Source organism: Blastomonas sp. 34TW, assembly GCF_059803595.1.
Genome location: NZ_JAPFGW010000005.1, coordinates 227204 through 249768, shown reverse-complemented (window position 1 = coordinate 249768; position 22565 = coordinate 227204). Strand labels below are relative to the sequence as shown.

The window sequence follows — 22565 nt, the reverse complement described above, 5'->3', positions numbered from 1 at the left end:
TGAATCATGTGAATCATAGCGTCATGCCGCCCAGACTTGTTTCGCGCTTCATTCGGCCGATGGATCAGCGGGGCTACAGCGGTCGAGCATATAGCGCGTGTCGCCGGGCAGGACAGAGATCGTGACGCGATCCGCCTCGGTGGCATCGGGTGCACCGTCGCTTGTTCGCGGGGTCCATGGTGCTGGGCATTGCCGTGCCACAACCCGCACCTGTCCACCATAGGCGCGGCGCACCTGATCGGCAACCACTGCAAGCCATGCGGCGCGGCGGTTGGCTGCGGCCGGGAGGGTCTCGCCTTCGCCGAGCGGCATTTCAAGAACCACAGCGGCGAAGGCTGGCACTTTAATGGGGCAATCCTGTTCCTCGCAGCTGTCGCTTTCGTTGGCGCGTAGATCGGCCTGCTTAAGCCAATCGGAGAGCTGAGCGATCTGTCGCGTGGGCACAACAAGCGCATCGCCGAGTTCCTCATAATCAAGCTGCGGCAATCCGCGGATGCGCAAGCGCAGCTCGAGCCGCGACCCGGCGCCCGGTTGACCAGCTTCGTCAGCGCCGAACAGGCGTCGCGGTGTGGCGACCACGAACCGGTCCAGCGGGATCGGAGCTTCGATCTCGCCCTGGGCCGGATGGTCAGTATCTTCGCTAGACTGGGGCAACGGAATCGCTCTGACTTTGCGGGAGTGCATCAAGCCGGCGCATGCGGCGATGCTGTCCTGCGCCTTGCGATATTTGAAGAAAACCGGCCATATGCTCAGATCGGCCAGCGCGGTGTAGAGCCCGTCGCGCAAGAAGTGCCCGTCGCAACTGGCAAGCTGCCGATCATCTGGATGCATGAAGGGCGAGGTTACCTCAATGCTAAGGTCCGGGTGATTCAACAGCGTGAACAAAATTGACTGCAGGTCGTCACGCAGCCGGTCACGGTAATCGTCTTGCGCTTTCGACACCACCTCGAGAGCGGACTCCAGCAACGTCTCCGTGGCTTTGAGACGTGCGGTGCTGGCGCGATACTCCTCGAGCGTCCAGTCGCCGGTGTCCAAACCCTGCTTCAGTTCTGTTTCGGCGGCCCTCCGGCTGACCTTCAGATACTTGCGCTGCGCGGCGGTAAGCGTCGGAAGAGCGGTGGCGCGAACCTCTTCCATTGGCGGTGCCGCTTTAAGCAGTTTTTCAAGGGCGTCGATGGCCCGTGTGTGTTCGGTGGTCGCGTCGGACAGCACTATGCGTCTTGCGCGCTCTGCTTTCCGTTCGTTGCTGCGCGCGGATTCAAAGGCGATCTGGGCAGCGTCGATGCCGGTGGGGATTACGTCGTACATGCCAATCGCGTCTATCTCGACTCGGTCGTTGACGGCCTTGCCAACTCCGTCAGCTTTGGCGATGCGAGGGTTGGTGTCCCCTTGGGCAAGCACGTAGATTTCCGCATCGGGCAGCCGCATGCGCAGTTCGCCCTTGATTCTCTCGCCGCGTCGTCGCGAGAGCGCAAGGTTCTCATTCTCGCCGAGCCCGCTATCGGTGTGGCCGGTGACCAGCAGCCGCGAAGCGTTGCAGTACCGCAAGGCTTGGACCGCGTTGCCGAGCATGAGCGATCCTTCAACCGTGGGCATGTCGCTGTTAGCCAGAAAGCTGACAGAATGTGGCGTGCACAGCGGTGGTGGTGGTGGTGGTGGTGGCGGCGGTGGTGGCGGTGGAGGCGGTGGAGGCGGTGGAGGCGTGCTGCGCTGGAACCCGGCCTCGCGGCTGTCGAGCGCGCGGCTGTCGATACGGCCCCAGTCGGCTGTTTTGGAATCGCTGCAGCCTTGCGCGGTAGGGTCCTTGTCGCAATCCGCATCAAAGTCGCCGGAGGGGAAATGGTTCGGGCCGCCGGGGACGCTCTCGAAATCACCACCGCCCCAATCCGACCCGTCGTCGACCACGCTACCTTCCTCCGCACCGTCGGAGTTTGCCCCGGCATCTTCGCTGCCGCCCCGATAGACCTTCTCGCTTCCCTCGGCACCGAACCCGCCATCCGCTCGAGGAGCGCTCTCACCCGCAGTTTCAGGCTCTGAGGCCGGGCCTACGAAGATACTGGTGAAAGCGACTAACCCGCTAATTGCCAGTGTGGCGAGACCGATCAGTACCATCAGCTGTTTGTCGTTGCGACCTATCCAGCTCCACAACTGCGCGAGCAGGCCAGAGGATTGTAACTGGGGCTTGCCCTGAGGTTGAGCCTGACGCTGTGGCTGGTCCGGGGCCTGTTCATCGCCACCCGTTCCCGCAGCAGCTGCTGCTGCAGCCCCTGCCGCAGTTGCCGCCGCTGCCGCTGCAGCGGCAACCTCCGCCGAAGTCGCTTGCACAGTCAGCAGCGGACCCAGCTGGTCGTGCGGCAGGCTGGAATAGATCACCGGGATCGAAAAGCTCAGCCGAAACCACTCTGGTTCATTTAGCGCAGTGAAGATCGCGTGGCGCGCCAGGGTTGCCGCCTCGGTCGGACCGATCTCGATGCGGCCGGTGACGCTGTCGACTCGCGTCAGTGCCTCGTAGAAATGCCGGGCAAAATGCCGCGCGACATTGTCGGGAACGTCGCTGCGCATCGCCACGACGTACGGCACACGGCTGCGTATCAACTCGCGCGCGACGCCGGTGAAATAGGCGGCGAGTTCTGACTGGCCGGTCCCACAGGCATTGAGAAAAACCAGCGAAGGCAGCGAATTGTCGAGTGCCTGCCTGAACTGTTTTTCGTAGATGCGCTGCAATCGCTGCGGATTGCGGTGATGGACTTCGATGAAGTGTTTGCCGCGCTCGGCATCGAATCCGCCATGCCCAACGAAGTGGATGATGTCCCAGTGGTCGCGCGCGAGCTGCTCTACCACCCCTCTAGCGGTCGCCCTAGGCATCACGGTCCAATGGATCAGCCTGCCGCCTGCAGGAGGCACCTCGATGATCGAATCTGGCGCGTCGGGCACGTCTGCCTCTGACAGCCCCGTCACCGCTTCAACCTCCTTGGCGATGTTGAGCGGGCGCAAAGGATCGGAATTAGCACCGAGCAGCAGTCCGCTGGGGGTCCGCTCGAGCCGCGACTTTGGTGCTTCGCCTGGAAGATCAACCGGTTGGAAGTAACGCGAAATCCGGGTGGCACGCGTGTTGGCAAGGAAATTGCCGCTGTTCTCGTCGGGTAGGGCTATGAGTTCGAAGGGTGCGTCAGCGATTTCAGGGCAATTGGTGAGATCGAAACGCAGTTCGATGCCACTTGCCGACACCTTTTTGACAAGGTGTTTCTTGAGGCCGTCGGACAGCCAATCATCGTACAGGCGCTGGCCGATCTTCTCAAGGTCAGTCAGCGACACGATCTCGATCGCGCTGCCTTCGGCGTCATCACCTTTCGCGCGTCGGTAGATGATGCCGCGGGTGCCAGCTGCGCCAGGTGGTACGCCATTGACGCTCAGGTCGGCGAGCGGGTGGGGCACGTCGCAATCACGAGCAAACCTTGCTGCCTCCTTCCCGTTCAGCTTGGCGGATTGGATGAAGCGGCCCAGTGTGCTGGCGGCACTCAGCCTGATGTCAACAACCTGCCTTGCCACCCTCAGCCCCTTGGGACAGCGAACGCGCGCTGGTTGTCGAAAGCCGGATCGACCCCGCCAAAGCGCACAATTTGCGGTGATTGGTCTAGCCGGATGCGTTTCAGGATTTCGCGATGGAGCTCGGCATGGGTGCCCTGGAATGCGCCATCGCTCCACACCTCCAGCAGCTTTTCGGTGAAATGGCCGTTTGTCTCGCCGTCGTGACTAAACTGGTGGTCCATGCAGCCGCTGAGATGGACTACCGCTGCCGCAACAGGAAACTGCGTCTCGTTGTGAACAGACTTCCACCCGTGCTCGAACAGGACTTTCTCGGTCTTCTGGTACTGATCCTGATTGCACTCATAGGTACGCTCAGCGATGGTCGATGGCATCGCGCGAATCCGGGGTATCGCTTCGGCTACCGTTCGGCTGGCCGCCCGGTTGCCGCGGTACACCGAGCCGCTGTGGCAGGAATCCGAGACCAGAATGATCCGCACCCCGGCGGCAAAACGGCCCAAGCAAACGTAGATTTCATCGTCGATCAGCTGACTGTCAAACAAGCACCAGGTCTCGTCCATCTCATCGGGCTCGTCCCCGCTCCAGTCCTTGATCTGTCCGCCATGGCCTGCATAGGTAAGCATGAAACTGTCGCCTGCACAGGCCTCTGCCGCAGCTTGTTCGAGCCCGCTGAGTACCGCCGCGCGGGTCGCATCGGCAGTGAGCAGCAATTCAGGAACGTACCCGTTGTGGCGCGCGATGGCTGCCATGGCATGGGCATCGGCCTCGCAGGCGACCAGCCTGCCATCCCATCCGCTATAATGCTCCGGATCGACGTGGTTGACCCCGATATGGAGCGAGCGCCCCCGCCTGGTGGCAGAGTTCGGGGTCATGCCTGTGCGCCCAGCAACGCATATGCGCGGCGCTCCGCGCCTGGGTGGCGTTCTATTGCCGCAAAACTAAACATATGCACCATTGGCATCATCCCTATGGTTCCGACGTGCGCCATTCCCATGTTTGCCCGTCGTCGTGTTACAGCATGGCCACCGAGCCCACAGCGCGGGCGGTCAGATGTTGATCGTCAAATGTCCGGGCGTTTCCGTAGGGAAAACGCAGTCATAGTCCCACTGCGCCCTCAGCCCTGCCTCGTCCCACGGCGTGGTGCGTTCGGTGGCATAATTGAAATACAGCGTTTTGGTGCCGACCGGACCGAAGCGCAAAAGCCGGGCGATGCACTCGGGATCGGGGTGGCCAAAACGCGAGCCGTTGGTCGAGATCGCGAAACGACGGCAATTGAGCCGCTCCAGCAACCTCTGGGTGAGATTGCCGCGGCTGCCGTGGTGTGACAGCTTGAACAGGTCGATCCGTGCCCGCCCGTCCTCGCCCGCCGCCATGGTCAGCCCTTCCTCTATCAGGTCGGCATGTGCGTCGGCGGTGAGCAGCACTCGCTTGTCACAATATTCCGCGATCATCGCGATCGACGAGCCGTTAGCCTCGCTGGTGTCGTTGCCGCCCGGTGCGGCGAGCGCCTCGACATCAAGGATTGCAGGCATCGGCCGCTTGGATAGCGGGGCCAGTGCGATATTGGCGGACAAGGGGCTGGCGTCGCCGTCGTCCTGCCCTGCGCGCCATTTCTGCCATTTGCGGCGCAGTTCCTCAAGCTTTCCGCGATCTGGCGAGATGAGGGTGAGGGTCAGCCCGGCAAAAACAAAAGGTTCGCCCCGAGCCTCGATCAGCACTGGGCCGCCATTAAAGGCTTCATTGACCTGCCAGCCCAGTTTATTGAGAAGCAGGCTGTATTCGTCCGCGCCCTTAAACCCCAGCGGCGCGAAGCCGCCTAGCGGGGTGAGCCGTTCAAGCTGGGTAAAGCCGTTATACCACACCGCTTTCGGCACTAGCGGAGAACCCTTTTCGGCCATGGCGATAAGGCCGTCGAGATGATCGGAATCGATGTGGCTGAGCACCATAAGGTCGACTGCCTCGCCGCGAGCGACCACGGCCTCCAGCGCCGCTTCCAGATGCGGCCAAGTTGCGCGTCGGCCACCGTCGATCAACACGTGGCGCAGATTCTCCTCGTCCTCGCCGTAATCGAGTAACAGGCAATCCCCCTCATTGGCGGGGAGCATGGTGAGGCGGAATACGCTCATGGCGCGATCACCCGGCCACGGCCGAACTCGGTCTGGCTGGCGGGGTGAGGTAAGCCATTGGTGGTGGCCGACAGGTAGAGCCGTTCGCGCACCTTCTGGGCGGTGGGCTTGGGGTCGAGCAGTTTTAGCTGTTGCCACCACAGCACCGCGACGCCCGCCACATGGGGGCAGGCCATGCTGGTGCCGCTCAGCATGACGAGATCGCCGGTGCCTGCCTTGGCGGAAAGAATATCGACTCCCGGCGCGCACAGATCCACATTGATGTTGGAGAAAGATGCAAGGCGGAGGTCTTCTCCGTCTTGCTCTATCGCCCCGATCGCCTCGACGCCCTCGGACGCGCTTGGCAGGCTGGCGGAGATCGCGGCGGGCTTGGCGTCGAAATGGCGCGATTCATTGCCGGAGGCGGCGATTACCAAGGCATCGCGACCAAAGGGGCTCTGCGCTTCGAGAAAGTCGATCAGCGCATCGAAGGCGCGTAAATTCTGCGCGAAAGCGACCAGCGCCTCGGACGCAGCCGCGTCTGGGGCAAAATCATACCATTCTATCAGACGCTGAACCATGCCGGGATAGTCAAAGCCAAGCGACATAGAGATGACCTGCGCCTGGTGCTGCGCAGCCCAGTTAATCGCGTCGAACAGCCACTTGGTTTCGCTCTTGCCGTCATCGGCAAGCACCTTGGCGATCAGCGCCTGTTCGATTCCGCGGGCAATGCCGATCCGCCGCCCTCCCACATCCTGCCCAAAAATCGTTCCCGCGCAGTGCGTGCCATGGCCATCGATGTCGTGCCCCGTGCCTGTCGGGTCCGTAAAGTCCTTGACCACGATGCGATCCGCAATATCCACAAAGGCGGGATGAGCAAGATCGATCCCGGTGTCGAGCACCGCCACTCGCACGCCATTGCCGTTTCGCTGGGATTTGTCGGCCCCGACCGCAGCGATGCCCCAACTGTCGCCAGCAGCGGGCGGAACGGCAGGCCCACCACCGCTTGCAGGACGGATGAGCTGCATTGGCATGGTTTCAAGCACCAGGCGAGGTCGATCGGGTTGAGCCGACTGCCGTGCTTCAGCAGCCTGCGCCTCGCTAAGGGACTGTTCCTCGATATGTAGCTCGACCGGCTGTTGTTGGGCCGTTGGCACTGCGGCGGCATCGATGCCAAAGCGCTTGAAGGCTGGCGCGGGCGGGCCGCTTCGCGCGGTGCGCGGCGGGATGCTCCGTGCATTCGGTGATTGGGCGTTTTCGTTGCCGCCATTGAACCACGGACGATTGTGCATGTCGCCCAAAGCTTCGATAATGATGTATCTGCGATCTCGCTTGCTCATGGTCCTTCTCCCCTACCAATGGCCCGGATTGACGGGCCGATCTCAACCACCAGAAGCCCCGCCGGCGACCCAGCTAAAGGGTCGGAAACAACATCCGAAAGGACGGTGGCCGTCATCCCTCAATTCTTGAACGTCCAGTAGCGATCGTCCTGCGGAGTCATTGCCGCCTTCAGACGGAATCGCTCGTTGGGCGGTGTGCCGGCCTTGAGAAGTTCGTACATGTCCGCCAGCACCTCGTCGCTGCTGGCGACATAGCCGTGGCCTAGCAAGGTAAGATCGACCTTCTCGACGCTGATTGTATCAATGTCCTTGATCACTGGCACCGGCGGGGTGAAGCCGATCCGGTCGGCACCATTCACCAGCCGAGAGGCGCGCACGGCAAGGTCGGCAGGCGAGACGTAGAGTGTCGTGCGCTCGGTCAGCGCTTTATAGGCTTCGGCGAGCTGGCGAAAGGTCTGAGCATCGACATCGGGCGCGGCGAGGATGACTTGGCCAAAGCGCGCGCCTGTCTGCATACTCGCCTGCTGGACGATCCGCGTCATAGCCCCCAGCAACCCGCGATTGCCCATCGAGTGCGCGATCAGATGAACCTGCCGGGCCTTCGACTTCTCTGCGACGTCGACGAGGTATTGCGCGATCGCCGCCTCGCTCGCTTGAATGGTAGTGCCATCCATCAGATAGCCCAAGAGTCGCCCGCGCGAGGGCCAGCTAAAGAAGCTCATCGCCCCAGTGAAGCCCAGGTCCGCCCCGATCTGCGCGGTCTGCAGTGCGGCGGCGCGAAACGAGACGTTGTAACCGTGAATGAACACCAGCGCATCATCCGCGCCTTCGCCGCCGATCCGCTCGCGCATCCATGCCCACAATTCATCGGTGCCGGTGACCTCGGGCCGGTCGTAATGCAGTCGATCGTCGCCAGTGAAGATGCGTCGCCACCACGGCGAACCGGTGGTGCCGATGCGGCGGTTTTGGGGGATAGTCACGTCGCAAAAGCCGTAATGCATTATATCGCCGCGTTCGCCAGTGAAGTCAGTGACTGCGCCGCCACTTAGCGTCGGCACCCGGGTGGTGGCAAAACCGACCCGATAAATGTTGTTCTCCTTCTGCGCCCGTGGGGAGGGGCTGATCCCGATCACGGGATCGAAACCCGTTTCGGCAGCGCCGCGCACCTGGGCATCGAGTGCCGCACGCAAGCCGGCCACAAGCGCATTCGCATTCGTGACCTCGTCAATGGTAAGTGTGCCGGGCGAGATATCCTCTATCACATCGGCGATTTGCCCCTCGGCGCGTTCGATCATGCGGCGAAGTGGGCCAAGGCCGCTTGTCGCCGCGCCCACGGGATCCTCAAGCCCGATGCCGGAGGTAGTAGTCTCATCCGCATCCGCATCCGCCCCCGTACGAGCGCCGATCTCTGCGGCAAGCGCGCCACGCGCATCAGCCGCGTCTTCGAGCAGGCGCGCTAACTCCTGGTCGGCGACATGCTCGGCCGCTATGCGATAGAGCTGCTTGGCCCGCAGCAAAGCCGTCAAGAGCACCCGATGTTCGAAAGCCGCTTCAGGTGCGAATGCCATATCTTCCACGAGATTCCCCCTCCTTCTCGTCAGACCAACGGGACTCCGAAAGCGCCCAGTGTTGCGCCGAGCTGATCGAACACGTGACCGCAATTGGCTTTGCGCGCCTCGCCGAAGAAATGCAGCGCCGAGACCACCGGTGGCCCGCTGCCGAGCAGCAGCAGCGGCGAACCCGAGTTTCCGCCTAGGGTAGAAAGATCGTAGGCGACGGTCCACTTTCGGGTGTCGCGTGGATGCTGTCCCACGGGCGAGCTGATCCGTCCCGATGCGCACCGCTTGTAGCCGAAGCGGTTGTCGAACAAATCGAACAGCACCCTCTCCAGCTCGTAGCCGGGTGGCAGCGGACCGTCTTCGCCAATGTACACTTCCGCCGAACCGGGAAAGCCTATCAGCGCCGCTTTCTGCTCTTTGTTTGGCCGCGCTGCGGTTATGGCGAGCGGTGCCGGCTTTGTGAGCGCGAGGTGCTCCGGGATACCAATTCGCAGCAACGCCATATCGAGCCCGGAAAAGTCGCCATCGTCAAAGATTGGGGCCGGTCCCATCCATTCAACGTTATCGACTTTGAACCTGCGCCCGGCGCCGCCAAGCTGGCCATCAAAGTTGACCCAGTATTTGTCGCGCAATGTCCATGGGCCGGCCGCATCGTAGCCGTTCTCAAGCATGTGCTGCGCCACATGACGGTTGGTCATCACAAGATCAGGCGAAACGAGAAAGCCGGTTCCCACATAGTAGACGTCGATGCGCTCGGGAGCGGGCAAGTCAAAGGTCTCGATCCGGCAGACCGACAGCGCGGCCCGTTCGAGTAAGGCTCTGGCGGCGACCACTGCATCGACGAACGGCCCATTGGGTGCACCTTTAATGGTGATGGCATCGTCCTCAAAGAAGAACACGGGACGCGAACCGTCGGCGATAATTACTGCTTCAGGCGCACCGTGGATAAGCCGGCCTCGCAAGTCCTCGCCATCATAGATCGCGCCGAGCACACGCTCGATGTCCTTTCGCAGCCTCTCGGGTACTTTGTCGCGCTCAGCCCCTTCGAGAAAGCTGGCGATCCTGCCCTCCAGGGCACCGCGGTGGGGAAGAGCCGTCCCTAGCGAAGATTCGATCGGGGTATCGTCATTACCGTTGGCAAGGGCCCTTGCGATGCGATTAATTGTGGCCTTGGACATGATTTCCATTGTCCTTGTCTCGGCGGTCAATTGAATTTATACTCTTCTTTCATGGGGGATATCAATGACGAAATTGAGATTGTGCGGTCGCACTCCAGCTGTTCTACTTGCAGCAAGTCTTGCGGTTAGCACTGTGGCTGCTGATCCAGATCCCGCCGTTCAGGTTGCAACCAATGCCAAGGCCATTGCCGAAGCTGAACGCGATGCCGCCAAGGCGCGGCTCGACAAGGCCGAGTCGGATGCGAAGCTGGCCACTATCGACCAGTTCCAGGCGGCGAAAAACGCGGAAGCTTTGGCCGCTGCCCAGAAGGCTGAGTACGACAAGGATAAGGCTGCCGCCGATGCCCGCGCTGCGGCGATTGCGGCGGATCAGGCTGCCATTAAGGCCAAGTTCGGCGGCATCGCTGCAAATGGCGTTGCGCTGCCAGGAGTTGAAGCTAGCACGGGTGCCGGCTCAGCCGAGGCGAACGTCTTGGCGGCTCGGGAGCTCAATGGCTTAGCGCTGCAAATTGCCAGAGGCGCCGATAACGGGACTAAGGCAGGGGTGATTATAGTCGCAGGGACAAATCGTCCGCAATTCGCCAACACGCTGCTTTATGAATTCCGGCGTCCTCTGGTCGCTAAGCTTTTCACGGAGGCGAATTTGGGGTCGCTCAACTCTGAGCGCGAGCTAGACAAGTTCAAGGTGAGCAACGCCAACCTGGCGAAGGCGGGAATCAATGAATCATTGGCAGCACTCACAGCTGCAGGAGCCGCGCTCGATGCAGCATCCAAGATTGCGAGCTATTTCCAGACCTCTTATAAGTTCGACAACCTCACCGTGACCAGCATATCAGATCAGGCGTTCGCCATGGCCGTGGCTGGCGAGATTGCAAAAAACAGTGATGGCCGAAAGGCCTTCCTCGCCGACAGGGTGTATGATGATGCGGAAGCCAAGGCGGTCTTTGGCGAGCTGGATTCGCTGATCGATCAGAGCCTCAAGTCGAACAAGAACCAGGCAAAGGCCGAAGCTGCGCTTCGCGAGCTCGATACTATGCTCAAGGCGGCCAAAGCTGATGACAAGAAGCGCGCGATCGAGACGCTCATCGCCAGCTTTGCACGGTCGCTCGCCGCCGAGAAAGCGGCGGTAAAGGCGCTTGACGACTTCGTTGCTCTGCTCGGAGCGAGTGAGAACGGCAAGACCATGATCCAGCGTATCGGCGAGGAAAGGGCTCTCGCCAAACTTATCCGAAGCGGGTTGCCGCTGCTTTACCTCAATGTGTCAGCACAGGGCGGTACGAGCTATACTCGGAAAAGTATCTGGAACTTCCTTGGAGCGCAGCCGATGTTCGTGTCGGGCAGCGTGGTCGTCAACTGGGCGCTAGTTGGTCAAAGTGGGCAAGTCGTGGCGAGCGGGGTTGCCACCGGCCATTCAGGGTACAAGTCAGTTGGTCGAATCGCTCCAAAGTGAAGCGCAGATCAGCCAACTGTGGGTGTCTGATCAGCACCATGCAGACTCGTGTTGGGGCGTATCACTAGCAGCTTTTGTCTTCATCGACCGTGGCATACCTTTCTGCACAGATTGTCATGAGAGCAATTCAATGCGAGATGCGGTCAGGAGCGCGCTAAGCTCTTCCCAGTTTGATGCGTTGGCATTTGGGCTTTAAGCTCATCGAGATAATCACTCCACCACTGGTGCATTGCGACCCGCTCGTCCCAATATCGCCCGCGATTATATGTTCCGCGAATACTGTTGGAATCAGCGTGCGCCAGAGATCGCTCGATGGCATCTGGCGACCACTTGCCACTCTCATTGAGCAATGTAGACGCAGTAGTGCGAAGTCCATGGGCCGTGACTTCACCGACAGCATAACCCATCCGCCGAAAGCACTGGTTGATTGTGTTTTCGCTAAGCGGGCGCCGCCATGTGTGAAATGCCGGGAAGACGAATCCGTCAGGTCCGGTCAACTCGAAAAGCTCACGAAAATAGGCCACGACCTGGCGTGACAGGGGAACCTCGTGAGGACGACGCATTTTCATGCGCTCGGCAGGGATTTTCCAGACGGCATTATCAAGATCGATCTCCGGCCATACCGCCATCCGTAGCTCGCCGGGCCGGGTCATGACATGTGGCGAAAGCTGCATTGCCAGCCGTGTAATCCTGTGGCCTGTGTAGCAATCGATGGCGCGCAGCAACTCGCCCAGTTGGCGGGGATCAAGGATCGCGCCATGATGTTTTGTCTTGGGAACGATCAGTGCGCCGCGCAGAATTGAGCTCGGGTCACTTTCGCCGCGTCCAGTTGCTACTGCGTAACGAAACACCCGGCCCGCAAAGGATCGGCACCGTCTTGCCGTCTCGTGCTTACCCTGCGCTTCAACGCGCTTTAGCGCGGCAAGCAGATCGACTGGCTTGATATCGGTAACGGGAAAGGTCCAGATCGGCTTAAGCTGCTCCAGCAGCCAGTTGGCCTTCTGCGTCGTTGCCTCGGATTGGCCTTCGGCCACGCGTTTGTCGATATATTCTCGGGCAAGCTCTCCGAAACTGTTTGCCGCGCTGAACGCAGCCACCAGCTTCTCACGTTTGCGCTCCAGTAGCGGGTCAGTACCGGCATCAAGCTTGCTTCGTGCTTGATCGCGCCGGTTGCGGGCTTCCGCAAGCCCCACCTCAGGATAGCGCCCTAGAGCCAGTCGCTTCTGCTTGCCCATATACCGGTACTTGTAGCGCCAAAGCTTCGACCCATTCGGGTGCACCTCCAGATAAAGACCCCGCTCATCGGTCATCTGGGTAACTTTGTCAGCGGCACGGGCATGCCGGATCTGGAGCTCTTTCAACGCCACGACGATTCTCCTCAGCAGGCCCAGCAACGGGACAAGCGAGGGCATGTCGGGTCATGGGGCCATCGACATTTTGGGTGGGGCCATATCGCCCCAATCATGGCACCTCATGGCACCGGATTGCCTGAAATCGCCTGGCACGCTCCGGGATCGATGAGGCTCGAAAATGGCAGATTTCTCCCGTTTTGTCGATCCTGGTGGGATGTCATGGGGGAGAAAAATGGTGCCCAGAAGAGGACTCGAACCTCCACGCCCTTGCGAGCGCCAGCACCTGAAGCTGGTGCGTCTACCAATTCCGCCATCTGGGCACGGGGTAGGAGCGCGCCTTTAGCCGGAGTGGTTGCAGGCGTCAACCGCCTCTGGCCACATTCTTCAAAGAAAATTGCCCTCGCCTTCAAACCAACCCGCAAAAGCGCAACTGGGGCGTTGCGCGCTGCGTTCGGGTGTTGCAAAGGCGGGAGCGGAGACGCATCGGCCATCGGTCCTGCGCGCCTTATTGGCAGCGCGGCACCCGGCTGAAGAGAATCACGGGACGTAACACATGCGCGACACACTGATCACGATTTTCGGCGGCGGCGGCTTTCTGGGGCGGCATATCACCCAGCATCTGACCGCAGCGGGCGCGCGCGTGCGCATCGCGCAGCGCAACATCCGCATCGCGCAGGACGTCAAGCCGCTCGGCAATCTGGGTCAGACCCAGCTGATCGCCGCCGATATCCGCAAGCCCGAGACCGTCGCACGCGCGGTGCATGGCGCCGATGCGGTGATCAATCTGGTCGGCATCCTCAAGGGCGATTTCGACGCGTTCCACCATGAGGGCGCGGCCAATGTCGCGCGTGCGGCAGCGGCCGCAGGCGCGCAGGCGCTGGTGCATGTATCGGCCATTGGTGCCGATGCGGGATCGAAAAGCGCCTATGGCCGCAGCAAGGCCGAAGGCGAAGCCGCCGTGCGCGCCGCCTTCCCGCAGGCAACGATCCTGCGCCCCTCGATCGTGTTCGGCCGCGAGGACCAGTTCGTCAACCGCTTCGCCGGGCTGATCGCTTCGCTGCCGGTCGTGCCGATCATCGGCGGCAAGGCGCGCTTCCAGCCCGTCTATGTCGATGACGTGGCCGAGGCGGTGAAGCAGAGCCTTTCCGACCCTGCGCGATTTGGTGGGCGCACCTTCGAGCTCGGCGGGCCTGAGACGATCAGCATGGAGCAGCTGAACAAGCGCATCGCCAAGGAAATCGGCGAGGATCCGAGCTTTGTCGACATGCCCGATTCGCTGTCGGGCCTGATAGCGGGCCTGACCGGCTGGCTGCCCGGCGCGCCGATCACGCGCGACCAATGGGCGATGCTGCAGAGCGACAATGTCGTGGCCGATGGCGCAGACGGGCTCGAGGCGTTCGGCATCACGCCGACCCCGATGGCGGCGGTGATCGGCGATTATCTGGTGCGCTTCCGCAAGCACGGCCGGTTCGGCGCGCGCGCCAAGCGCGTGGGCTGATCCGCAGCGGCAGCCCGGTTCACACCGGCTGCCCCTCCTGCCAGCTGAGCAGCGACGCGATCAGCTGCTTTTCCGCGATCGCGCGACCCGTGTCGCGATCGAGCCCCAGCGCGCCTGCCAGTTGCGCACCCATCAGCGCGTCGCCCAGCGCCATCGTGCACAGCGACAGTGTATCCTCGTGCAGCGTGCGGCCCTCGGGCGCATGTTCGGCGAGCTCGTCGACCAGCTGATGGATCGCCTCGACGATCGGATCGAGCGCATCCTCGTTGCCCGACAGCAGCATCCAGCAGGCGAGCGCCCCTGCCCCCTCGCGGTCAAACGCATCGAACGCCATGTCGACAATATCGCGCGGCGTGCCCTCACCGTTGCGCAGGCGGATCACCGCCGCGCCGATCATCTGGCAGATCGATTGCGCGAGATATTCCGCCAGTGCCTTTTGCAGGCCCGAGGCCGATCCGAAATGGTGGAGCAGATTGGCATGCGTCCGCCCGATCCGGCCGCTCACCGCCTTCAGCGTCACCGCCTGGGGTCCGGTTTCGATCAGCAGCTCGCGCGCGGCGGCCAGGGCTGCGGTGCGGCTCTGCTCTGGGCTCAGCCGTCGTTTCGCTATTGACATCTATGTAAGTAACCTTATTGTCATCAGTGTAAACAACACCCCTGCATTATGGACCCCGCCATGAACGCTCCGCAATCCTTTTCGAACGCCGATTCCATTGATCGCAAGCACACGCCTGCCGATCTGGAACTGATCATCCGCGACCGCCGCTTCGGCCGCGACAGCAAGATGCGCCGCTGGTGGATGGGCGGCGATCCGATCGGCACCGCCTTCTACAACGCGCTGTCGGTCACCTTCCCCAAGGGCGAAGCCTTTTTTATCGAAAGCGTGAAGGAATTCCGCGAAGGCACCTCCGAGCGGCTCGCGAGCGAAATCCGGGCCTTTGTGAAGCAGGAGATCAATCACACGCGCGAGCATGTTGCGTTCAATCGTCGCGTGGTGGATGCAGGTTACGACGTCAAGCGGCTCGAGGAAGATGTCGACAAGGCGCTGGCGCTGACCAAGGGCCGTCCGAAGATCGCCAACCTGGCATCGACCATGGCACTCGAACATTTCACTGCGATCCTGGCGCAGCAGCTGCTCGCCAATCCGAAGCATCTCGAGACCGCCGACGCCGATTCGCGTGATCTGTGGCGCTGGCACGCGATGGAAGAGATCGAGCACAAGGGCGTCGCGTTCGACACCTGGATGCACGCGACGAAGGACTGGAGCCGCTGGCAGCGCTGGAAGGTCAAGTCGCTGGTGATGCTGGTCGTCACCAAGAACTTCCTGCACCATCGCGCGGTCGGCATGCTCGAACTGCTGCGCCAGGATGGCCTGACCGGCCCCAAGGTCTGGGCGCAACTCTTCTGGTACGCGTTTGGCAACCCCGGCATGGCGCGCAAGATCATCCTGCCCTGGATGACCTATTTCCTGCCCGGCTTCCACCCGTGGAAGCATGACGACCGCCACCTGATCCAGCTCGCCGAGAGCGACTATCAGGATGCGGTGATGGCGAAAGCAGAGCCCGCGCTGGTTCCGGCGGAGTAAGGGCACCGCTCTCCTCTGCAAGGCGCCCCCCCCCGCGCAGGCGGGGGTCCCGCTTCTTGGGCAATGGTCTGCAGTAGAGCGGGATTCCCGCTTTCGCGCGAAGGACGGGAATACAGGGGGGAAGCGCCCCTAGACCACCGGCTTCCTCGCTCTGAGCGCCTGTGCCAGCGTCCCTTCGTCGAGATAATCCAGCTCGCCGCCCATCGGCAGGCCCTGGGCGAGCTGGGTGAGGCGCACGGGATAGCCCTCGAGCCGTTCGGCCAGATAATGCGCCGTGGTCTGCCCCTCGAGCGTCGCGTTCATTGCCAGCACCACCTCGTCGATACCGCCTTCGGCAACGCGCGCGATCAGCGAGGCGACGCCCAGATCCTCCGGCCCGATGCCGTCGAGCGCGGACAACCGTCCCCCCAGCACGTGATAGCGCCCGACGAACAGCCGCGACCGGTCGAGCGCCCAGAGGTCCGACACCTCTTCGACCACACACAGGCTGCGCGGATCGCGGCGCGGATCGGTGCAGATGCCGCACGGGTTCTGCGTATCGACATTGCCGCAGATCTCGCAGGTCGAGAGGTTCGCGCGCACCCGTTCCATCGCCTCGACCAGCGGCGTGAACGCGCTCTCGCGCTTCTTGAGCAGGTACAGGACGGCCCGGCGCGCCGAGCGCGGCCCCAGCCCCGGCAAACGGGCCAGCGCGGCGGCCAGGTCCTCAATCTCTTGCGATGCCATGGCCTGAGCTTTACGGAGCCGCATCGCCCCAAGCAAAAGAAAAGTCCGTCATGCGCCTCGCCTTCATGGGAACCCCCGATTTTGCCGTGCCGACCCTGCGCGCGCTGGTGGAGGCCGGGCACGAGATCGCAGCGGTCTACAGCCAGCCGCCGCGCCCGGCGCATCGCGGCAAGAAGCTGACCCCCTCGCCCGTGCACCAGCTGGCGGAGGAGCTGGGGCTGGAGGTGCGCACGCCCGCCTCGCTCAAGGGCGAAGACGAGAAGGCCGGTTTTGCCGCGCTGAACCTCGATGCCTGTATCGTCGCCGCCTATGGCCTGATCCTGCCGCGTGCGGTGCTCGATGCGCCGCGTCATGGCTGCCTCAACGTGCACGGATCGTTGCTGCCGCGCTGGCGCGGGGCCGCGCCGGTGCAGCGCGCGATTCTGGCGGGCGATGCGGTGACCGGCGTGACGATCATGCAGATGGAGGCAGGGGTCGATACCGGGCCGATGCTGCTCAAGGGCGAGACGCCGGTTGCGGGCAAGACGGCGGGTGAGTTGACCACCGAGATCGCCGAACTTGGCGCGCGGCTGATGGTGCAGGTGCTGGGCGACCTTGCCAGCTATCCGCCGGTGGTGCAGCCCGAGGAAGGCGTGACCTATGCCGCGAAGATCGACAAGGCCGAGGCGCGGCTCGATTTCACGCTGAGCGCAGAGCAGGTCGAGCGTCAGGTGCGCGCGTTCAACCCGATGCCCGGCGCATTTTTCGAGCTGAACGGCGAGCGGCTCCGGGTGCATGCCGCAGAGATCGTCGCCGGCAGTGGCGCGCCATCCGGGACCATAATCGACGACCATCTCACCATCGCCTGCGCCGTTGGCGCGATCCGGCCCACTATCATCCAGCGCGCGGGCCGGCCCGCCATGCCGCTCGAAGACTTTCTCCGTGGCTTTGCCATCGCACCCGGAACGTCCATCGCATGACGCGCTTTGCCCTGACGCTGGAGTTTGACGGCGGCCCGTTCATGGGGCTGCAACGCCAGGCGCATGGCCCCAGCGTGCAGCAGCATGTCGAGGACGCAGTCCAGGCGATCACCGGCGAAGAGGCGATAATGCACGCTGCCGGGCGCACCGACGCCGGGGTCCATGCTCTCGCGATGCGCGCGCATGTCGATATCGACAAGCCCTTCGATCCGTTCCGGCTGATGGAGGCGCTGAACGCCAAGCTGCGCCCCCAGCCGATCGCGGTGCTCGCCTGCGAGATCGTGCCCGATGACTGGCACGCGCGGTTCAGTTGCACCGGCCGCTCCTATATCTACCGTATCACCAACCGCCGCGCACCGCTGACGTTGGAGCGCGGCAAGGCGTGGCAGGTGTCCGCGCCGCTCGACGTGCCCGCGATGCATGCCGCCGCGCAGCATCTGGTCGGGCATCACGATTTCACAACTTTCCGCTCGGTGCACTGCCAGGCGGCGAGCCCGGTCAAGACGCTCGATCGGCTCGACGTTGTCCGCGATGGCGACGAGATCGACATCCATGCCGCCGCGCGCTCGTTCCTGCATCATCAGGTGCGATCGATGGTCGGCTGCCTGGTGCTGGTCGGGCGCGGAAAATGGTCGGGCGAGGATCTGAAGGCTGCGCTCGACGCACGCGACCGCGCGGCTCTGGGCTTCAACGCGCCGCCCGATGGGCTCTATTTCGCAGGCGCGACCTACGCTTAAGCTGCACGCGGCAGGCGCAGGCGCACCAGCAGTCCGCCCAGGTCCTCGCTCTCGTCGAGCTCGACCTTGCCACCGTAAATCTCCGCGACATCGCGGACGATCGCGAGCCCCAGGCCCGTGCCCGGCTTGCCGGTATCGAGCCGCGCGCCGCGATCGAAGATGCGCTCGCGCTCCTTTTCCGGGATGCCGGTGCCATCGTCCTCGATCCAGATATCGACCAGCTTCGGGTCCGCCGCACCCTTGGGATCGATGGTGACGAACACGCTGCCGCCGCCATATTTGCCGGCATTTTCGACGAGATTGCCGAGCATTTCTTCCAGATCCTGCCGCTCGATCGCGACCTCGGCGATCTTGCTGCCATCGAGGTCGCAGCGGACATGCGGATAAAGACGCACGACAGCGCGTTCCACCGCCTGCGCGCTTTCCCACACGTTCGCGCGGGCCAGCGCCTGGCCGCGCCGTCCGACAGCGCGCGCACGGGCGAGATGATGGTCCACTTGCCGCCGCATGACCGCCGCCTCGCGGATCACGGTATCGGCAAGGTCATCGGCGCGTGCGGTGGCGCTGTTCATCACCACGGTGAGCGGCGTCTTGAGCGCATGCGCCAGATTGCCCGCATGCCGCCGCGCCTCTTCGGCCTGTTTCTCGTTATGCTCGAGCAACGCGTTCAGCTCCTCGACCATCGGCATCACCTCGATCGGCATGGGATCGCGCACCCGGTCCATGCGGCCCGTGCGCATCGCCTGAATCGCCTCCTTGACCTTGCGCAGCGGCCACAGGCCATAGAGCGTCTGAAGCCCTGCCATCATGATCAGACCTAAGGCGAGCAACGCGAAACTATAGCCCAGCGTCTCGCGCAACTGGCGCAACTGCAGGTCCATCTCGGCGCGCGACTGCGCCACCATGAAGCGCCAGCGCACCTTGGAGCCGGGCAAATAGATCGACTGCTCGATGATGCGCAGTTCGTGATCGGGGAACTGGTCGCTGTCGTAGATATGCGGCTGCGCATCGCTGTGCGCGGTCTCAATCTTCAGCGCGCGGTCCCACAGCGATCGCGAGGTGAAATCGGCATGGCCCTGGCCGCTGATCTGCCAGTAGAGCCCGCTATTAGGCTCCAGAAAGCGTTGGTCGCCGAGCGGGCGGTTGAAGAACACCTCGCCATCGGGGCCGATCTCCGCCGAGGAGATCATCGCGGTCAGCACATATTCGAGCTGGTCGTCGAAGCTGGTGGTGATGGTGTTGGTGAGGATGCGGTCGAGCGCGAGGCCACCGCTCAGCAGCAGCACGAAAATCCATGCCGCCGCAATGCCGATCATGCGGCGGCTGAGCGAACCCGTATTGGGCAGCGGCGCGGGCGCGGTGACCTGGTCTGCCGCGCCCGGCTGCAGGGCTTCAGCTGCTGACACGCTCGGCAGGGTCTTCAAGGCTGTAACCCAGGCCGCGGATCGTGGTGATCACATCAGGGCCCAGCTTCTTGCGGATGCGCGTAACAAACACCTCGATCGTGTTGGAATCGCGATCGAAATCCTGATCGTAGATATGCTCGATCAGCTCGGTACGGCTGATGACCTTGCCCTTGTGGTGGAGCAGATACGACAGCAGCTTGTATTCCTGCGCGGTGAGCTTCACCGGCTCGCCATTCAATGACACCTTGCCCGAGCGCGTGTCGAGCCGGACATCGCCCGCGATCAGCTCGCTCGAGGCATTGCCCGAGGCGCGGCGGATCAGCGCGCGCAGCCGGGCGATCAGCTCTTCGGTCTGGAAGGGTTTGGCGAGATAGTCGTCCGCGCCGGCATCGAGCCCTGCGACCTTGTCCGACCAGCTGTCGCGCGCGGTCAACACCAGCACCGGGAAGGTCCGCCCTTCCTTGCGCCACATGCCCAGCACGGTCAGGCCGTCGATCTCGGGCAGGCCGAGGTCCAGGATCACCGCGTCATAATCCTCGGTTGAGCCCATGAAATGCCCGTCCTCGCCATCGGTGGACAGATCGACGGCATAGCCGGTCGCCTCGAGCGTGGACTTGAGCTGTTTGCCAAGGGTCGGTTCATCCTCGACGATCAGAATGCGCATGGGCAACTCCTGGAAAACGGGTGCAATGCCGGGCGGCGGACGCTGCCCTTATGGAAAGCTCCCCATATCGGGGAAATGAACAGGGGTTACAAGAAGCGAAGCCGTTTGCCTCTGCGATCAGCCCGCCTGACGGAGGATCGCCCCGGTACGGGCGTCGACATCGACAAAGATTACCCTGCCATTGTCGAGGAACTTCAGCCGGTAAACCTGTGTATCGGCGTCATATTCCGGCCCCAGATACTGCATGCCGCGCATTCGGGGGAGGATGCGTCCTTCGATCTCGCGCAGCGACTTGACCTGTCCGGCCATGAACTGCTCGCGCGCCTCGCTCTGCTCGCCCCGGCGCTTGCCGTCTAGCGCATCGGCCTGGGGCGCGCTGGAGGCCAGAGCGACCGAAGCCAGCGCCAGTGCAGAAAGAGTGGAAGAGAGCAGGTTCATGATGCGTATCTAGCCCGGTTTCATTGAATAACCGCTGAATACCCCGCTAACGCCTTGTGCAGCCTTTGGCCAGTGGTTCGAGCGCCTTCCCGCCCCCCTCCCCGTCATTCCCGCGAGAGCGGGAATCCCGCTTCTGCGCCGGAGTCAGCGACGAAGCGGGACCCCCGCGTGCGCGGGGGTGACGAGATTGGATTGGCTAGATGCTACCGCTCAGCGCGTCATCTGATAGGTGACGTTGACCGTGACGCTGGTGCCGACCTGCCCCCCTTCGACAGGCGCCGCGGCTTCTGCCATCACCACGCCGCGCGGTGCCATCTTCATATCCGCACCGCCAAAGGGCGAGGCGTTGTACGTCGCTTCCGACACCGCAAGCACCTGCACGCCGGTAAAGCCGACGCGCTTGGCATAATCCAGCGCCTGCATCTGCGCGCGCTTCATCGCCTTGTCGCGCGCCTCGGCCTGCGCGGCGCTGTCATCGTCAATGCTGAAGAAGGGGCCGGAAATATTGTTCGCACCCTGCGACACGACCGAATCGAGGATCGCACCCAGACGGTCGACCTGGCGCACCTTCACCGTCACCGTGTTGGTCACCTGGTAACCGATGAAGCGCGGCGCACGGCCATCGGTGCCATATTCATAGTCCATGTTCAGGTTGATGCCCGAGGTCTGGATGTCCTCGCGCTTGATGCCCAATGCCACGATCTGCTTGATCACCTTGTCCATGTCCGCCGAGTTCTGGCGCAGCGCCGCAGACGCGGTCGGCGCCTTGCTGGTCACACCGGTGCTGAAGGTCGCGGTATCGGGCGCGCCGAGCACGGTTTCGGTGACGCTGAGCTCGACGACCGGCGCACCGGCGCTGGGGGTGATCTCGACAGCGGCGACAGCGGGCGTCGCGGCGGCGGCAAGGATCGCTAGGGGAAGCGCGCGGACGAGCGGGGTGGTCATGGGGTAATTCTCCAGATGTGTTCAACGTGTTCCGGCGAACGCCGGAACCCAGAGGCGGTTGCAGTCTAGGGTTGCCCCTGGACTCCGGCTTGCGCCGGAGAACGGCCTGGCTATGAAACAAAACGCTTTGCCGCAGGCTGAACGATCGGATCAGCCCCCCGACAGGAATGTAAACACTCAACCTTGCGCGCGGGCGTGGTCGATATAGGCCTTGCGCAGCGCCATCGTCTCGATGCCCGGACGCCCATCGCCGACGCTGAGCCCGTCGATCTCGACCACCGGCGTCACGAACAGCGAGGCCGAGGTGACGAAGGCCTCGGCTGCGCCCTGCGCCTCGGCGATCGTGAACGGCCGTTCTTCCACCGTGATGCCGCTTTCCCGTGCGATGTCGATGAGGCTGAGCCGTGTCACGCCCGGCAGGATGTGATGCCCCAGATCACGCGTCACCAGATGCCCGTTCGGGGTGATGATGCAGGCGTTCTGCGAGGTCCCTTCGGTGACGACATCCCCCTCGACCAGCCAGACATCGTCGACGCCCGCCGCCTTGGCCTCCATCTTCATCATGCTGGCATAGAGCAACTGCACCGTCTTGATGTCGCGCCGCCCCCAGCGCCGATCGGGCCGGGTGATGATGCGCATGCCCCGCTCGGCCATCGGATTGGCGACCAGCGACCGGCTCTGCGTGAAGGCGAACACGGTCGCCGGCGTGTCCGCCTTCGGAAACAGGAAATCGCGATCCGCCGCGCCGCGGCTGACCTGCAGGTAGATCGTCCCCTCGGTCAGCGCGTTGCGCTCGATCAGGGTCGCGATGATGCCGGGCCAGTCTGCCGCGCTGCAATCATAGTCGATCGTCATCTCGGCGAGCGAGCGCTCGAGCCGCATCATATGTGCGGCATAATCGATGACCCGCCCGTCGAGCACCGAGAAGACCTCGTACACCGCATCGGCGAACAGCAGCCCGCGATCGAAGATCGAGACATGTGCCGCATCTTCCGCGACGAACTGGCCGTTGATGTAAACCGTACGCATGCGCGACTCTTTCTCGGCGATTTTCCCTGCGTCTTGCGCCCGCGCTGC

Annotated in this window: 19 protein-coding genes and 1 tRNA gene; 5 read left to right on the top strand and 15 right to left on the bottom strand. The window is 62.9% G+C overall.

Annotated elements, in window-relative coordinates:
- Positions 1-48: 48 nt before the first annotated feature.
- From OPU69_RS09130 to OPU69_RS09105, 6 genes are all read right to left on the bottom strand, one after another.
- Positions 49-3549, bottom strand: a complete 3501-nt coding sequence (locus OPU69_RS09130) for a CHAT domain-containing protein (protein WP_498510494.1) — start codon at positions 3547-3549, stop codon at positions 49-51.
- Between the two features lie 2 nt (positions 3550-3551).
- Positions 3552-4418 (bottom strand): caspase family protein, encoded by an 867-nt coding sequence (locus OPU69_RS09125; RefSeq protein WP_498510492.1) that lies wholly within the window; start codon positions 4416-4418, stop codon positions 3552-3554.
- A 174-nt stretch (positions 4419-4592) separates the two neighbouring features.
- A complete protein-coding gene (locus OPU69_RS09120) occupies positions 4593-5672 on the bottom strand; it encodes a ComEC/Rec2 family competence protein (RefSeq protein WP_498510490.1) in 1080 nt (359 codons plus the stop codon).
- Positions 5669-6991: a S8 family peptidase gene (locus OPU69_RS09115; RefSeq protein WP_498510488.1), complete on the bottom strand. Its 1323-nt coding sequence runs from the start codon at positions 6989-6991 to the stop codon at positions 5669-5671. The genes OPU69_RS09120 and OPU69_RS09115 overlap by 4 nt, the downstream gene beginning before the upstream one ends.
- A gap of 119 nt (positions 6992-7110) precedes the next feature.
- Positions 7111-8559: an alpha/beta hydrolase gene (locus OPU69_RS09110; protein ID WP_498510527.1), complete on the bottom strand. Its 1449-nt coding sequence runs from the start codon at positions 8557-8559 to the stop codon at positions 7111-7113.
- A gap of 29 nt (positions 8560-8588) precedes the next feature.
- Entirely contained in the window at positions 8589-9758 is a 1170-nt protein-coding gene (locus OPU69_RS09105) for a trypsin-like serine peptidase (protein WP_498510486.1), read from the bottom strand.
- A 34-nt stretch (positions 9759-9792) separates the two neighbouring features.
- On the opposite strand from OPU69_RS09105, the gene OPU69_RS09100 reads away from it, so the two are divergent.
- Positions 9793-11178, top strand: a complete 1386-nt coding sequence (locus OPU69_RS09100) for a hypothetical protein (protein WP_498510484.1) — start codon at positions 9793-9795, stop codon at positions 11176-11178.
- Between the two features lie 143 nt (positions 11179-11321).
- On the opposite strand, the gene OPU69_RS09095 is transcribed toward OPU69_RS09100, so the two are convergent.
- A complete protein-coding gene (locus OPU69_RS09095; protein WP_498510525.1) occupies positions 11322-12545 on the bottom strand; it encodes a tyrosine-type recombinase/integrase in 1224 nt (407 codons plus the stop codon).
- A 218-nt stretch (positions 12546-12763) separates the two neighbouring features.
- A tRNA-Leu gene (locus OPU69_RS09090) sits at positions 12764-12850 on the bottom strand.
- A gap of 233 nt (positions 12851-13083) precedes the next feature.
- Between OPU69_RS09090 and OPU69_RS09085 the strand changes: the two genes are divergently transcribed.
- Positions 13084-14028 carry a complex I NDUFA9 subunit family protein gene (locus OPU69_RS09085; protein WP_498510482.1) on the top strand — a complete coding sequence of 315 codons (945 nt, stop codon included), beginning with the start codon at positions 13084-13086 and terminating at the stop codon, positions 14026-14028.
- Positions 14029-14047: 19 nt separating this feature from the next.
- Here the strand turns inward: OPU69_RS09085 and OPU69_RS09080 are convergent, their stop codons facing one another.
- Positions 14048-14644 carry a TetR/AcrR family transcriptional regulator gene (locus OPU69_RS09080; RefSeq protein ID WP_060977601.1) on the bottom strand — a complete coding sequence of 199 codons (597 nt, stop codon included), beginning with the start codon at positions 14642-14644 and terminating at the stop codon, positions 14048-14050.
- A 60-nt stretch (positions 14645-14704) separates the two neighbouring features.
- Here OPU69_RS09080 and OPU69_RS09075 point away from each other — a divergent pair, with 60 nt between their 5' ends.
- Complete coding sequence (locus OPU69_RS09075) at positions 14705-15613, top strand: metal-dependent hydrolase (RefSeq protein ID WP_060977602.1); 909 nt, start codon at positions 14705-14707, stop codon at positions 15611-15613.
- Positions 15614-15742: 129 nt separating this feature from the next.
- Here OPU69_RS09075 and recR read toward each other — a convergent pair whose 3' ends face one another.
- Complete coding sequence (gene recR, locus OPU69_RS09070) at positions 15743-16339, bottom strand: recombination mediator RecR (protein ID WP_498510479.1); 597 nt, start codon at positions 16337-16339, stop codon at positions 15743-15745.
- A 50-nt stretch (positions 16340-16389) separates the two neighbouring features.
- Between recR and fmt the strand changes: the two genes are divergently transcribed.
- On the top strand, positions 16390-17298 hold the full coding sequence (fmt, locus tag OPU69_RS09065; RefSeq protein WP_498510477.1) for a methionyl-tRNA formyltransferase: 909 nt from the start codon (positions 16390-16392) through the stop codon (positions 17296-17298).
- Positions 17295-18035 (top strand): tRNA pseudouridine(38-40) synthase TruA, encoded by a 741-nt coding sequence (truA, locus tag OPU69_RS09060; protein ID WP_498510475.1) that lies wholly within the window; start codon positions 17295-17297, stop codon positions 18033-18035. Before fmt ends, truA begins: the two co-directional genes overlap by 4 nt.
- Here truA and OPU69_RS09055 read toward each other — a convergent pair.
- The 5 genes from OPU69_RS09055 to OPU69_RS09035 all read right to left on the bottom strand — a co-directional run bounded on the left by OPU69_RS09055 (position 18032) and on the right by OPU69_RS09035 (position 22517).
- Complete coding sequence (locus tag OPU69_RS09055; protein WP_060977610.1) at positions 18032-19351, bottom strand: sensor histidine kinase; 1320 nt, start codon at positions 19349-19351, stop codon at positions 18032-18034. The genes truA and OPU69_RS09055 overlap by 4 nt on opposite strands.
- 76 nt (positions 19352-19427) lie before the next feature.
- Entirely contained in the window at positions 19428-20105 is a 678-nt protein-coding gene (locus OPU69_RS09050; RefSeq protein WP_060977605.1) for a response regulator transcription factor, read from the bottom strand.
- Between the two features lie 117 nt (positions 20106-20222).
- On the bottom strand, positions 20223-20543 hold the full coding sequence (locus OPU69_RS09045; protein WP_060977606.1) for a PepSY domain-containing protein: 321 nt from the start codon (positions 20541-20543) through the stop codon (positions 20223-20225).
- A 210-nt stretch (positions 20544-20753) separates the two neighbouring features.
- The gene (locus OPU69_RS09040) at positions 20754-21488 is read right to left on the bottom strand and encodes an SIMPL domain-containing protein (protein WP_060977607.1); all 735 of its coding nucleotides are present in this window, start codon (positions 21486-21488) and stop codon (positions 20754-20756) included.
- A 177-nt stretch (positions 21489-21665) separates the two neighbouring features.
- Positions 21666-22517: a D-amino-acid transaminase gene (locus tag OPU69_RS09035; protein ID WP_498510472.1), complete on the bottom strand. Its 852-nt coding sequence runs from the start codon at positions 22515-22517 to the stop codon at positions 21666-21668.
- Positions 22518-22565: the final 48 nt, after the last annotated feature.